Annotated in this window: 9 protein-coding genes and 1 pseudogene; 4 read left to right on the top strand and 6 right to left on the bottom strand. The window is 71.2% G+C overall.

Going from position 1 to position 13,612, the window contains the following annotated elements; genetic code table 11:
- Positions 1 to 315 precede the first annotated feature (315 nt).
- Entirely contained in the window at positions 316 to 3,585 is a 3,270-nt protein-coding gene (locus tag SNOUR_RS31190) for an AfsR/SARP family transcriptional regulator (protein WP_159425937.1), read from the bottom strand.
- Between the two features lie 258 nt (positions 3,586 to 3,843).
- Between SNOUR_RS31190 and SNOUR_RS31195 the strand changes: the two genes are divergently transcribed.
- Positions 3,844 to 5,994 (top strand): tetratricopeptide repeat protein, encoded by a 2,151-nt coding sequence (locus SNOUR_RS31195; protein ID WP_079142977.1) that lies wholly within the window; start codon positions 3,844 to 3,846, stop codon positions 5,992 to 5,994.
- Between the two features lie 15 nt (positions 5,995 to 6,009).
- Here the strand turns inward: SNOUR_RS31195 and SNOUR_RS31200 are convergent, their stop codons facing one another.
- Both SNOUR_RS31200 and SNOUR_RS31205 read right to left on the bottom strand, forming a co-directional pair.
- Entirely contained in the window at positions 6,010 to 6,648 is a 639-nt protein-coding gene (locus tag SNOUR_RS31200; RefSeq protein ID WP_159425938.1) for a hypothetical protein, read from the bottom strand.
- On the bottom strand, positions 6,645 to 7,916 hold the full coding sequence (locus SNOUR_RS31205; RefSeq protein ID WP_067353660.1) for a hypothetical protein: 1,272 nt from the start codon (positions 7,914 to 7,916) through the stop codon (positions 6,645 to 6,647). The genes SNOUR_RS31200 and SNOUR_RS31205 overlap by 4 nt, the downstream gene beginning before the upstream one ends.
- A 270-nt stretch (positions 7,917 to 8,186) precedes the next feature.
- On the opposite strand from SNOUR_RS31205, the pseudogene SNOUR_RS44825 reads away from it, so the two are divergent.
- Positions 8,187 to 8,339 (top strand): annotated as a pseudogene (locus tag SNOUR_RS44825) (ISNCY family transposase); the annotation flags it as partial.
- Between the two features lie 88 nt (positions 8,340 to 8,427).
- Here the strand turns inward: SNOUR_RS44825 and SNOUR_RS31210 are convergent.
- Positions 8,428 to 9,297, bottom strand: coding sequence for a 3-hydroxybutyryl-CoA dehydrogenase (locus SNOUR_RS31210; RefSeq protein ID WP_039637932.1), 870 nt, complete (start codon positions 9,295 to 9,297; stop codon positions 8,428 to 8,430).
- A 159-nt stretch (positions 9,298 to 9,456) separates the two neighbouring features.
- Here SNOUR_RS31210 and SNOUR_RS31215 point away from each other — a divergent pair, with 159 nt between their 5' ends.
- Positions 9,457 to 10,686: a glycoside hydrolase family 10-like protein gene (locus tag SNOUR_RS31215; protein WP_067353663.1), complete on the top strand. Its 1,230-nt coding sequence runs from the start codon at positions 9,457 to 9,459 to the stop codon at positions 10,684 to 10,686.
- Positions 10,687 to 10,755: 69 nt separating this feature from the next.
- On the opposite strand, the gene SNOUR_RS31220 is transcribed toward SNOUR_RS31215, so the two are convergent.
- Together SNOUR_RS31220 and SNOUR_RS31225 are read right to left on the bottom strand one after the other, a co-directional pair.
- Positions 10,756 to 10,965 (bottom strand): DUF1918 domain-containing protein, encoded by a 210-nt coding sequence (locus tag SNOUR_RS31220; protein ID WP_067353666.1) that lies wholly within the window; start codon positions 10,963 to 10,965, stop codon positions 10,756 to 10,758.
- 205 nt (positions 10,966 to 11,170) lie between these two features.
- Positions 11,171 to 12,136 (bottom strand): DMT family transporter, encoded by a 966-nt coding sequence (locus SNOUR_RS31225; RefSeq protein WP_067353668.1) that lies wholly within the window; start codon positions 12,134 to 12,136, stop codon positions 11,171 to 11,173.
- Here SNOUR_RS31225 and SNOUR_RS31230 point away from each other — a divergent pair.
- Positions 12,135 to 13,601 carry an aminotransferase-like domain-containing protein gene (locus SNOUR_RS31230; RefSeq protein WP_079142978.1) on the top strand — a complete coding sequence of 489 codons (1,467 nt, stop codon included), beginning with the start codon at positions 12,135 to 12,137 and terminating at the stop codon, positions 13,599 to 13,601. The two genes, SNOUR_RS31225 and SNOUR_RS31230, sit on opposite strands and share 2 nt — an antisense overlap.
- The last annotated feature ends 11 nt before the right edge of the window (positions 13,602 to 13,612 follow it).

Raw genomic sequence — 13,612 nt, forward strand, 5'->3', positions numbered from 1 at the left:
GGTGCGGCAGCGGTTGACGTCTCGTGGGCGGCGTGGGTGTGTGATGCGGAAGGTACGACGACTGTCGATGGGTGGGTCGTGGGGGGTGCTTGGTCGGCGGCCATCGCCACCGTCGGGATAAGGGCGAGCAGACCGATAGATGCAGCACGCATCATGAGGTTAGCCTAACTTTATATTGTGCCCCTGGATCCGTGCGCGCATGTGAAGCGACGGTTAATGGGGTCGAGGAATCAATGCAATACGCAAGCGACGCTACACGGGGATGTGCGGCATTGCGAAATCCAGTGCATAGGTCCTGGAGAGAACCTTTGAGGCTCAGCCCGTCGCCCCATTCGAGGTTTGTCGCAGCCGGTTGCTCACGCGTGTGGCCGCGCTCTCGTCGCCTAGCTCTTGGAATATGCCAAGGGCATTTCTCCAGAGCGTTTGCGCCGTATCGAGGGAGCCCTCATCGTGCCGGATTTCCGCCAGGGCCTCCAAAGTTCGCCCGGTTTCCTCGGGATCCTGGGTGCGGCGGGCCAGGAGGAGTGCGGACTCGAAGTGCTCGGCGGCCGGCCGCAGCTGTCGTATGGCGGCTTCCGCGTTCCCCAGATGACGCAGGGCGCGGCACTCCTCGTAGCGGGCACCGATGCTGCGCGCGAGGTCAAGCGCCCGGGTGTGGTATTCGATGGCCTCGGGGAAGCGCCCCAGGTCGTGCTGGGCGGCGCCGAGGCCGATGAGTCCGTTGGCCTCGTTCTTCCGGTCACCGAGTCGCTGAAAATCGAGGAGGCAGTCCCGGTAGAGCTTTGATGCTTCCTTGGCGTTTCCGGCGAGTGCCGTAATGTCCGCGAGGTTGAACCGGGCTATCGCTTCGTCATGTGGGTTTCTGATCTCCTTGGCGATGTCGAGCGCTTCCTCGATGCACCGTCGAGCGAATGGGATATTTCCCATGCGTAAATGGAGATCGCCCAGGTTGTTCTTCGTTTTGCCGACGGTCCTCGTATCGCCGGCTCGCTGGGATTCGTCAATGGCTTCCAGGAAACGCTCCTGGGCCTTTTGGTACTCACCCAGGTGCAGCAGGGCGATGGCGATGTTGTTCATGTACTTGGCACGGTTCGCGGCGTTTCCGGATTCATTCTGTACGGCCAGCGCCTGCAAGTAGAAGTCCAGGGCGGTCCGGTACTTTCCGCGATTCCAGTCGAGCACGCCGAGCGCGCGCAGCGCCTCGCTCTCCGCGTCCGGATCGCCCAGGGCGCGGGCCAGTTCCAGTGCGCGGTGGCAGGCTTCCTCGGCCTGCGGGTAGTGGCCGGTCTGTGCGTGCGCGCCGCCCAGATCCAGCAGGGCGAGGCAGAGCGCGCGCTGGTCACCGGTGCGCTGCCAGTGGCTGACGGCGTGTCCGTGCAGCCGGTCGGCGTGTGTCCAGTGGCATTCGGTGTCGAGGAAGCCGGCCAGTATGTGACAGAGCTGGGCGGCGCGCCCGGGGGAGCTGTGAACGCGGTTGTAGTGCTCTGTGGTGAGGAGGTTGGCGCGTTCGAGGCTCAGCCAGGACCGGGCGTCATCGACATCCCTGAAGGGCGGCAAGGGCCAAGGGCCTGGGGCGACTTCATGGGCCAGGCGCAGCCGCTGAGGGTAGATCAGGGCGTCGGCCCGTGACGCGGTGCACAGATAGAAATCGGTTAATCGGCTGAGGGCATTACATCGCTCGGCGTCGTCATCCTCGGAGTTGACCAGGGCACGCGCGTACTCGCCCAGAAGATCATGGAATCGATACCGGTGAGGGGCGGGTTCCTGCAGCAGGTGGCACTGTAGTAAGTCTTCGAGGAGTCGCTCGGTGGCCTCCAGTGACCGGTTCAGCAGGGCGGCAGCCGCGTATGGTCCGAACTCCGATCCCAAATGCAGACCGAGAAGGCGGAATGCGGACCGCTGGCCGGGCGTCAGCGTGTGATACGAGATTTCGAATGCAGGGCCTATTTCGCGGAAGCCGTCCCGGATTTCTCCCAGCCGTCCCGAACCGCGTGTGAGGCGCTCGCGGAGGGTGGCCAGCGTCCATGACGGGTGGGCGCTGAAGCGGTTGGCGACCAGCTCGATCGCCAGCGGCAAATGCCCGCAAAGATGGACGATTTGTTCGACTTCTCTGATGTCCTGGCTGCGGTGCTCCCCGGCGAACTGCAGAAAGAGCGCAGTCGCGTCCTGTGGCGGCAGTACGTCCAGAGCCAGGGAGTGGGCGCCGGGCAGGCCGGCCAGGTGCCATCGGCTCGTGACGATCGCCAGACTGGGGGAGTCGCTGGGGAGGAGGGGGATGACCTGGGAGGGTGAGGCGGCATCGTCCAGGACGAGGATCACGCGCCGGCGCGCCAGCATGGTGCGCCACAGCGCGGTGCGTTCCTCGACGTCGGCGGGGATGGCGTCGGCGGGAACGCCCAGCAGCCGCAGCAGCATGGCGAGCGCCTGGCCGGCTTCCAGCGGTTCCTGTACGCGCGCGTGGGCGCGGAGATCGAGATAGAGCTGCCCGTCGGGGAACCGGTCGCCCATGTGTCGCGCGGCATTGATCGCCAGCGCCGTCTTGCCGATCCCCGCCATCCCGGAGATCGATTCCAGGGTGACCACCGACCCGTGGTCGGCAACCGCTTCGACGGTCTGGCTCAGCCGCCGTAGCTCCGCATGCCGTCCGATGAGAGCGGACTGCCGGGGAAGGTTGTGCGGTGCGGGCATCGCTACGGGCGGCACGGCGCCGGAGGGGGCCGCGGCGGACCAGGTGGCCGCGAGGGCGCCGGCGGGCGTGGCGGATGCGAGAGGCATGGCGGGCCCCGTAGCCCCGGTGGATCCGGCGGACTCGGCGCTCCCGGGAAGCAGGTCCTGCACCGGCGCGCGCCGGAGGATGCGCTGATGGATGTGCGCCAGTTCCTCACCCGGCTCCGTGCCCAATTCGGCGCGCAGTCGGCGTAAGGCGACCTGGTAGGCGCGGAGGGCGTCGGCGTGTCGTCCGCATCCGTAGTAGGCGACCATGAGGTGACCGATCAGCGTTTCGTCGTCGGGGTGCTGGTCCACCAGGTCGGCCAAGTCCCCGACGACGTCGGCGAAACGGTGCAACCGCAGTTCGAGGGCGATCCGGGAGGACGTGACACCAAGGCGCCGCTGGGCGAGCTTCCTCCGTGTGCGCTCGGGCCACAGCCCGGGTAGCCCGGCGAGCGCGTCGCCGCGCCAGAGATCGTCGGCCTGGTGCAGGAGGTCGATGGCGGCTTCGGTGTCCCCGCGGTCCGCTGTGGAGCGGGCCTCGGAGGTCAGGTGCTGGAAGCGGTGCCAGTCGATCGAGTCCGCGTCCATGCGCAGCGCGTAGGTGTGCGCGTGATGTGAGATACGTGGCATGTCGGGTCCGGCGCCGTACTCGCGCAGCGCCTTGCGGATGCGCGACACGTAAACCTGCACGTTCTTACGGTCGTTGGCCGGCGGGTCGCCCTCCCAGAGGCGGCCGACGAGCGCATCCAGCGAGACCGGACGGCCGGCTTCCAGAGCGAGTGAGGCCAGGACCAGACGTTCTTTGTCCGAACCGAGGCCGAAACGGCGACTTTGTGCCACGAGTCCGACCGGGCCGAGCACTTGGATTTCCACCAGCGCCTCCCCCCGACAGCGCACACCCCGCCGATAGCGACTATGACAGGGGTCACAAAAGAGGGGCCAGAGGGCCTGGCGCAATGGCCGAATTCCTATGCCATCGCCCTATGTCAGGGTCTCTGTGCCGTGCTTGATGGGTAGTTCCCCTCCGATCAATATGCGACCGATCGCCCATCCGTGACCGATCTGTGAGTGAGTCGGTCCACTTTTGGCGCAGAGGTGATCGGTAGTGGGGTTGGTGGAACAGGGGGGCGGATGCGTCGGGACGGGAACGTGGTCGGCGGCGAGGCGCAGCTCAACGGCCCCGTCATCCAGGCGGGAGAGGTCACCGGCGGCATCCATCTTCATGGCGCCGCACGACAGCCACCCCTTCCGGTCCCACGCCAACTCCCGCCCCTCACCGCCCATTTCATGGGACGCGACGACGACCTGGCGGCCCTGGACGATCTGCGCTCCCGGCACGATGGACACTCGGCACCGCTGATAGTGGTCAGCGGTCCTGCCGGCGTCGGGAAGACGGCGTTGGTGACACGGTGGCTGCGCGACACCAACGAGGCGTATCCGGACGGCCATCTTTACGCCGACCTGCGCGGGCATTCCCCCGAGGGGCCAGCCGAGCCCGGAGAGATTCTCGGCCAGTTCTTACGGGCCCTCGGAGTGGGCCCGGTCCCGGCTGGACTGGCCGAACAAGCCGCGCTCTGGCGCTCGGTCACCGCGAACCTCCGGATCGGCATAGTGATCGACAACGTTCTGTCCGCGGCCCAGGTCCGGCCCATCCTGCCCGGCGGCAGAGGCGGCCTCACCGTCGTGACCAGCAGAAACCGGCTGACCGGACTGGGCGTGGACGGCGCTCTGGTGTACCACCTGGGCGTCTTGGACCCGGCAGCGGCCGAGGAGCTCCTGTCGCGTGGAGTGGGTCGGGAACGGGTGCAGAACGAGGCCGCGGCGGCTCGCGAGGTGGTTCTGCTGTGCGCCGGCCTCCCCCTGGCCGTATGCCTGGCCGCCGCGCGTCTCGCAGCGCGGCCCAAGCAGCCGCTGCGCGCCCTGGTCGAGGCGCTCGCCGAGGATCGCGATCGCCTGGAGGAGCTGACGGTGGAGGGGGAAAAGGCGGTACGCAGCGGACTGGACGGCTCGTATGCGGTCCTGTCGGAGGGCGCCGCGCGGCTGTACCGGCGCTGGGGTCTGCTGCCGGTGCGGGTATTCGAGGTACGCAGCGCGGCGGCGGTCTGCGGGGTGCCCATGCGGGTGGCCGAGCGGCTGATCGACGCGCTGCTCGAGGCCAATCTGATCGAGGAGTCCGGACCTGACGCCTATCGCTTCCATGATCTGGTGCGGCTCCATGCGCGCGAGCGTGGTTTCCTGGATGAGACGGACGGCAGCCGCAGCGAGACCCTGCGCCGGGCGTGCGACTGGTACCTGGCGACCGCCACCGAGGCTCAACGGCTGCTGACGCCCATTCAGCTCACCCTGCGGCGGGACTTCGCCTTCTGTCCCGACGGTCTCCCGCTCCCGTTCGACGACGAGATCGGGGCGCTGGAGTGGTTGGCCGCGCACCGGCTGGACCTGCTGGAAGCCGTCCGCACCGCGACCGGACAGGGCTGGTACGACACGGGTTGGCAGATCGTCGACGCGATGTGGCCGCTGTTTCTGCGGCTGAGACACTACGGCCTGTGGATCGAGGCCCACGAACTGGGACTTGCCGCCGCGGAACGCGCCGGTGACCAGGCCGCGGAGCGCCAGATGCTCAACTCCGGCGCCATCGGCTTCACCAGCGCGCATCGCATCGACGACGCCATCGACTGGTACCACCGGTCCCTGATTGCCGCGCGCGAGGCCGGCGATGTGCGAGACGAAGGTCAGGCGCTGCACGGTCTGGGTACTTGTCATCGCGAGGCGGGCCGCACCGGGCAGGCCGTCTCGTACCTCGCCCAGGCCATCACGGCGTGGGAGAGCTGCGGCTATCAGCGCGGTGCCGCGCTGTCCCGGATCATTGTCGGTGAGATCGCCCTGGAGGACGACGACATCGACCGCGCCGTCGGCTGCTTCTCCCAGGCGCACACCTTGCTGACCGAGGTACGGGACCCGTACGACGCGGCGCGGGCGCTGGCCTTCCTCGGATACGCGCACACACTGGCCGCAACTCCGAGGAAGCGGGCCGCAGACGCCGGGGCCGATGCCTACGAGCGAGGCATCGGCGAACTCCGGGAGGCGCTGGCCGTATTCGAGGCGTCGGGAGCGACTCACTGGCGGGCCAGGGCCTTGGAACTGCTCGGCCGGAGTGCCCAGCACCATGGCGATACGGATGCCGCCCGGGAGTTCTACGAGCGTTCCCGGGCGGCTCACCTGCCGCACAGCCCTGATGAGGCGGAGCGGCTGGCGGGGCGGCTGGTCGAGCTGGGCGGGTGAACCTGCTGCAGGCTCTCAAGCCGTGCACGTAGCGCGCGTGAGGACGACCATCGACGCCAGCTTGTCCCATGGTTGCCCCGCTGCCGCCCAGCCGTACAGGCAAGAGGGGAGCAGCGCTCGGTCCGCGGCCGTGGGCGGACTTCCGCACCAGGACGGCGCGGGCACCAGACACGGTCGCACCTGTCCCCGGCCGCCCCGGCGTTCCGCCACTGCCCAGCCCCCGTCATCCAGGGGCAGCGTGGCGAGTCGGCAGCCGACCCGGTCGGCGAGTACGTCCGCCACCCAGCGCAGGGCGTGGTCACGTGGGCGGGGGACGCTGCCGTGCAGCAGGTCGGCGCATCCGAGCCAGCGTTCCTCGACACAGAGGTCGACGTCGACCGCGAAGTGGTCGTGCAGGCAGGGCAGTCGGCCCGCGTCGACGCGTTCATCGGCGGTCTCGGCCGTCCCGTCGCCCTGTGCATCGACGACGTACACGCCTTCCCTCGCGGCCTCCACCACATACGCGCCCCCCGGTGTGCCGAGGACCATCCGCAGCGTCGGCGCCCCGGTACCGGGCAGGGCCCACCGGCCGCCCGCCGCCATGGCCGGTTCGACGCTCACCAGCCGGCCGCCGCGCCGCACCCATCGGGGCGCATCGGACGTGGACGCAGTCATGCCGGGACCTCCGACTCTCCCGCGTGCCAGGCGTCCTCGTCATCCCTCGCCACCCAGGTCTCCAGCGCCGGCGGAAGCGGCAGGCGCCGGGTGAGGGCCGGGAACGCGGGCTGGCCGAGGCCCAGGACGCGGTACATCAGCCGCCGCATGTTCCGGTTGAACCGGCCGGGTTCGGAGGTGATACGCGCAGCGATGGCGGCGTAGTCCTGCCGTCGGTATTCGGCCGCCGCGTAGTCCAGTTGCTCCAGCAGCCCGTGGGCGGGCGACAGTGTCGGTGCCGTGAGGGCGAGCGCGGCGGCCGGCGAGGCAGGGTTGATCTCCCGTTCCGGTGACGCCGCCAGCAGGATCGGCGCGTGGGTGAGCGTGCCGTAGAGGGTGACCGAGCCGTGGTCCCCGATGATGCCGTCGGCCGCGATCAGGACCGTACGCCAGTCCGCCTCGGGCGGCACCACCGCGATGCCCCGCGTCCGGCATTGCGCCAGCCAGGCGCGTACCTGCCAGGCCCCGTGCCCGGACCACACGTTGGGGTGGACGAGGACGGCCACCCGTACGGAGTCGTCGTTGAGCTCGCTCAGGAGCCGGGGCAACAGCGTCTCGAACGAGCCGAAGGACGAATGCGGACCCCAGGTGGAGACCACGCCGATCAGCCGCTCCCGGGCGCCGATGCCGAGCGCCCTGCGGTAGGCGTCGCGCTGTGGCAGGCTGATCGCCATCCGGTCATGCGCCGGGTCACCTGCCACGACCGCCACGGGAAGGGCCGCCGGGCAGTGACGTGCCAGTTCGCCCGCATCGTCCTCGTGGGGCAGTACGACGGCGGCCGGCAGCGGCCTGCCGTCCGGGACGATGTCCCGCCGGGACAGTCCCGCCACCCACTGCTTGCCCGAAGGTCCCACCTTCTTGAGGTAGTTGGCGCCATGAGGCAGTGTGATGAGCGGGCCCCGGATCTCCTCCACGCCGCGCGGACCGGCGGCCAGTACGAGGTCGAACTCCATCCGCACCGCTTCCTGCCAGGTGAGCTGCACACTGCCCAGCCGGCGGAGCAACTGCGCCACCCCGTCGCTGAACTCATGCGGCGGCGCGGTGAACATCACCTGGACGCGGAAGTCCGACTCCAGCAGCGAGAACACCTCCCGCAGCCGCTTCCCGTAGGTCACGGTGTGCACGATGACCAGGACGCGTTTGCGGCCGACCAGCGTCAGCCACTCTCGCTTGTGCTCGGGTTTCTGGCTCTCCCGTCCCAGTCCGTAGGACGTGGTGATTGCCGACATGACATCCCCCAATGTCTGCTGTCCGCCGCCGTCGTGACGGCTTCCTCCCGTTGCCCCCTGCCGATCCGCCGGGGGTATGGAGGAGGTGCCCGGGTGGGTGTGCGAAAGGCTTGCTGGGTGGTTGCAGAAAACTTGCGGCGTGGGCGACGCCGACAGGCCCTGGAGAGTTTTCGCAGGTCAGGGCGTGTTTTTGGCGAAGGGGGTCAGCCGGCGGGGCGGTTCGAACGGATCGGAGTGCACGCCGCGTTTCCGTGTCACTGACGTGAGTACCCACCAGGCACGGTCGTCGCCGACCGGGGCTTCGGCACCGCGGCCAACGACCGGTCTCCGGCCGAACTCGGTGTCCGGCGGATCGCTCTCCAACGTGCTGGAAGGCCCGGCAAGGCACGGCGTGATGACGAACGAAGTCGCCCGTTCCGGCGCAGCCACTCGGCCGCCGCAACGCCAAGTGGCGCTGCTCCAGAAGTGAACTCCCCCTGAAGCAACGCCACTTGGCGGCACCGGCGTGCGTCTAGTACGAGTAGAACCCCGACCCGCTCTTGCGTCCGAGGCGTCCCGCGTCCACCATCCTCTGCAGGAGCGGGGGAGCGGCGTAGAGCGGTTCCTTGTACTCCTCGTACATGGAGGCGGCGACCGAGGCCACGGTGTCCAGGCCGATCAGGTCGGAGAGCCTGAGCGGGCCCATCGGGTGGGCGCAGCCCATCTCCATGCCGTGGTCGATGTCCTCGCGGCTGGCCATGCCGGACTCGAACATCCGGATCGCGGAGAGCAGGTACGGGATGAGCAGCGCGTTCACCACGAAGCCGGAGCGGTCCTGGGCGCGGATGGCGTGCTTGCCGAGGACGTCCTGGACCAGCGACTCGGCGCGCTTGAGGGTCTCCTCGCCGGTGGTCAGGGCGGGGATCAGCTCGACGAGCTTCTGCACCGGTGCGGGGTTGAAGAAGTGGATGCCGATGACCTGGTCGGGCCGCGAGGTCGCCACCGCCAGCTTCACCAGCGGGATGGACGAGGTGTTGGAGGCCAGGATCGCGTCCGAGCGGACCACCACCTGGTCGAGCACCTGGAAGATCTCCGTCTTGACCTGCTCGTTCTCCACCACGGCCTCGATGACGAGGTCGCGGTCGGCGAACTCGCCGAGGTCGGTGGTGAAGCTGAGCCGGCCGAGCGTCGCATCGCGCTCGGCCACGGTGATCTTGCCGCGTTCGGCGGCTTTGCCGAGGGAGTTGGTCAGGCGGGTACGCCCCAGCTCCAATGCCTCGCCGGTGGTCTCCGCGACCTTGACGTCCAGCCCGGCGCGGGCGCACACCTCGGCGATGCCAGCGCCCATCTGGCCGCAGCCGACCACTCCGACGCGTGCAATGTCGGCGAATGAGTCCGTCACCTCGTGCCTTTCGCTGATCTTCAGGACCGGCGGTACGCCGTAAGGGTCCGGCGCCCGCCTCGCCCCCGACGTTACTCCGCGAGGTGCTGGGAGGACGGCGCCGGGGCGGGCATTCTGGGCCTGCCATATCGGACGAAGCGGACAAGATGGGGGCTTTTCATGCGAGGGATCACACGCCGCGGGTTCGGCGCCGCGACACTGGGCGCGGCCTCCTGGCTGCTGGGCGCGGGCGCCGGGGCCGCACCGGCCGCCGAGCGCGCCCCGGTCGCGCGGGAACTGCGCGGGATGTGGCTGGCGACGGTCGCCAACCTGGACTGGCCGACCCGCCCCGGCCTGGACCGCGCCACCCAGCAGCGGCAACTGGCCATGCTGCTGGACACGGCGGTCGAGCGGCGGCTGAACGCGGTGTTCTTCCAGGTGCGACCGACGGCGGACGCGCTGTGGCCGTCGCGGTACGAGCCCTGGGCGCAGTACCTGACCGGGGTCCAGGGCCGCGACCCGGGCTGGGACCCGTTGGGGTTCGCGGTCCGCGAGGCGCACCGGCGCAACCTGGAGCTGCACGCCTGGTTCAACCCGTACCGGGTGGCCAACCACACCGACCTCGGCCGGCTGAGCCCCGACCACCCCGCCCGCCGGCACCCGGGCTGGATCGTCCCCTACGGCGGCAAGCTCTACTACAACCCCGGGCTGCCCGAGGTCCGCCGCTTCGTCCAGGACGCGATGCTGGACGCGGTGCGCCGCTATCCCGTCGACGGGGTGCACTTCGACGACTACTTCTACCCGTACCCGGTCGCCGGCCAGGCGTTCCGCGACGACGCGGCCTACGAGGCGTACGGCGCGGACTTCGCCTCCCGCGCCGACTGGCGGCGGGACAACATCGACCTGCTGATCCGTGAGATGGGGCAGCGGATGGTGGCGATCGACCGGCAGGTGCGCCTCGGTGTCAGCCCGTTCGCGGTCTGGCGCAACGCCGCGACCGACCCGCGCGGCTCCCGGACCGAGGCCGGGGTGCAGACCTACGACGACCTCTACGCCGACACCCGGCGCTGGGTGCGGGAGGGCTGGATCGACTACATCGTGCCGCAGGTGTACTGGCCGCTGGGCTTCGCCGTGGCCGACTACGCGGAGCTGGTGCCGTGGTGGGCCCGGACCGTGGCGGGCACCCAGGTGGAGCTCTACATCGGCGAGGCCCTCTACAAGGCGGACCGGGCCGCGCAAGCGGAAGCCTGGCGGGACCCGGCCGAACTCTCCCGCCATGTCTCCTTCGCCCGCCGCTACCCGCAGGTCCGCGGGCACGTCTACTTCTCGGCCAAGGACGTGGTGCGGGACCCGCTGGGCGCGCTGGCCCGGGTCGTCGAGGACCACTACGGGGGTCCGGCCCGGCGGTGACCGCGGCTGCCGCCGGGCGGGGGCACGGACGCGGCGGTGGCGGGCCGCCCGCCACCGCCGCGAGGTCCGTCAGTGGATGGTGTGGGGTTCGGTCGACTTGGGGTGCTGGACGACGCAGTCCGGGCCGGGCCACATGATCGTTTCGTGGCCGTCCTCGGCGCGGATGCGGAAGGGCGGTTCGCCATTGGGCCCCAGCACTTCCACGATCTCGACCACATGGTCGCCATGACCGACGGTTCTGCCGTGCACCAGCAGCCGGTCGCCCTTGCTCGCGTGCATCTGGGCTCCTCCCGCCTCGGGTGGCCGCCGACCGGGGCGGCCGACGCGCACGACGGCCGGGCGGTGGAACGGCCAAACGGATTGCGGGCCCGGGAACGGCCCGGACGGCACGACTGCCGTCGCCGCCAGTTTATGTCCGCACGCCCGGGGCGCACCCGGTGGAGCGGGCCCGCGCCCCGGCCCGCGGCCCCGCCGCCCGGGCCCGTCAGGTGCGCGCCCGCTGGGTGACCACGATGCACGCCAGGACCGCCAGCGCGGTCAGCGGGGCGGCCGGCGGCAGCTGCTCGCCGAGCAGCACCACCGACCACACCAGGGTCAGCAGCGGCTGGGCGAGCTGGAGCTGGCTGGCCCGGGAGACGCCGATGGCGGCCATCCCGCGGTACCAGACCACCATCCCCAGGAACGTCGAGCCGACCGCCAGCCACAGCAGCCCGGCCACCGCGCGGCCCGTCGGATGCGGCGGCTCGGCGCACAGCGCCCACACCGCGCCCGGCCCGGTCACCGGCAGCGCCAGCACCAGGGCCCAGCCGATCACCTGCCACCCCGGCATGTGGCGGGCCAGCCGGCCGCCCTCGGCGTAGCCCGCCGCGCACACCAGCAGCGCCGCGAAGAGACACAGGTCGCCGGTGGTCGGCGCGCCGCCGCTCTGCCGCAGCGCGAAGGCGATCACGGCGGCGGCGCCGACCGACGCGGCGATCCAGAACGTACGCGAGGGCCGGGCCCCGGTGCGCGCCACCGAGCAGGCGGCGGTGGCCAGCGGCAGCAGGCCGATCACCACGGCGGCGTGCGAGGTGGTGGAGGTCTTCAGCGCGAGGGTGGTCAGCAGCGGGAAGCCCAGCACCACCCCGCCGGCGACCACCGCGATGCCGGCCCAGTGGCGGCGTTCGGGCACCCGGGCCCGGCAGACCGCCAGGCACGTCCCGGCCAGGGCGGCGGCCAGCACGCTGCGCAGCATCACCACCGTCCAGGCGCCCATGCCCGTCAGCGCCCAGGCGGTCGCCGGGAAGGTCAGCGAGAAGGTGGCGACCCCGAGGGCGGCGAGCAGGGCGCCGGAGCCGGACGCGCGGGCCGGGGGCGCCGGGCGCGGCGCGGCGGGGCCGGCGGCCGGGGTGGGGTCCGGGGCGGTGACCGCTATCGGCGTGGCGGTAGTAGCGCTATCGTTACCTCTCATGCATGAGCGTAGCAGTGGTGCTGAACTGGCCGCGATCCTGCGAGAGGAGCTGAATCGCTACTCTCCCGGTGAGAAGCTGCCATCGAGTCGCGCCCTGGTCGAGCGTCACCGGGTCAGCCCGGTGACGGTCTCCCGGGCGCTCGCCGAACTGGCCGCCGAGGGGCTGGTCGTCACCCGCCCCGGTGCCGGGGCCTTCCGCGCCGAGCCGCGCCGCGCGACCCCGCCCCCGGTCGACACCTCCTGGCAGGAGATCGCGCTCAGCGCCGAACCGGCCGGCGACCAGGTGCCGCGCAGCGTCGACGCCTCCGGGGTGCTGGCCACGCTCTCCGCCCCCGGGCCCGGCGTCATCGAGCTCAACGGCGGCTATCTGCCGCCCGCCCTCCAGCCCGAACGCGCCCTGGCCGCCGCGCTGGCGCGGGCCGGCCGGCGGCCCGGCGCCTGGAGCCGCCCGGCGGTCGACGGGGTGCCGGAGCTGCGGGCCTGGTTCGCCCGGGAGATCGGCGGCCCCGGCGGCCCGCTCTCCGCCAACGACGTGCTGATCACCGCCGGCGGCCAGAGCGCCCTGACCGCCGCGCTGCGCGCCCTCGCCGCGCCCGGCGCCCCGGTCCTCGTCGAGTCGCCGACCTACCCCGGCATGCTCGCCGTCGCCCGGGCCTCCGGGCTGCGCCCGGTGCCGGTCCCGATGGACGCCGACGGGGTGCGCACCGATCTGCTCGCCGACGCCTTCAGGGTCAGCGGCGCCCGGCTGTTCGTCTGCCAGCCGCTGTTCCAGAACCCGTCCGGCGCGGTGCTGGCCGCCGAGCGCCGCCGGGAGGTGCTGCGGGTGGCCCGGGCGGCCGGCGCCTTCGTCGTGGAGGACGACTTCGCCCGGCTGCTGGGGCACGCCGACGGGCCCCCGCTGCCGCCGACCCTGCTCGCCGACGACCCGGACGGCACCGTGGTGCACGTCCGCTCGCTGACCAAGGCGACCTCGCCGAGCCTGCGGGTGGGCGCCCTGGCGGCCCGCGGCCCGGTGTTCGACCGGCTGCGCGCCATCCAGGTCGTCGACAGCTTCTTCGTGCCCGGCCCGCTCCAGGAGGCCGCCCTGGAACTCGTCGGCTCGCCCGCCTGGCCGCGTCATCTCCGCCTGATCGCGGGGGAGTTGACCTCCCGTCGGCAGACCGTCCGGGCCGCCCTGCAGCGCGAACTGCCGGCGCTGGCCGCGGCGGGCGCCGGGCAGCGCACCGCGCTCGGCGGCTACCACCTGTGGCTGCGGCTGCCGGACGGCACCGACGAGGCGGCGCTGACCGGTGCGGCACTCCACGCGGGCGTCGCGGTCGCGGCCGGCCGCCCCTACTTCGCCGCCGAGCCGCCGGCCGCCCACCTCCGGCTGAGCTACGCCTCGGCGGCCGGCGCCGCCGAACTGACCGAGGGGGTCCGCCGGCTCCGCACCGCCTGCGACGAACTGGGCGTGCCGGTGGCCTGAACGGGACGGCG

It is taken from the genome of Streptomyces noursei ATCC 11455 (genome assembly GCF_001704275.1).
GTDB classification, from domain to species: Bacteria; Actinomycetota; Actinomycetes; order Streptomycetales; family Streptomycetaceae; genus Streptomyces; species Streptomyces noursei.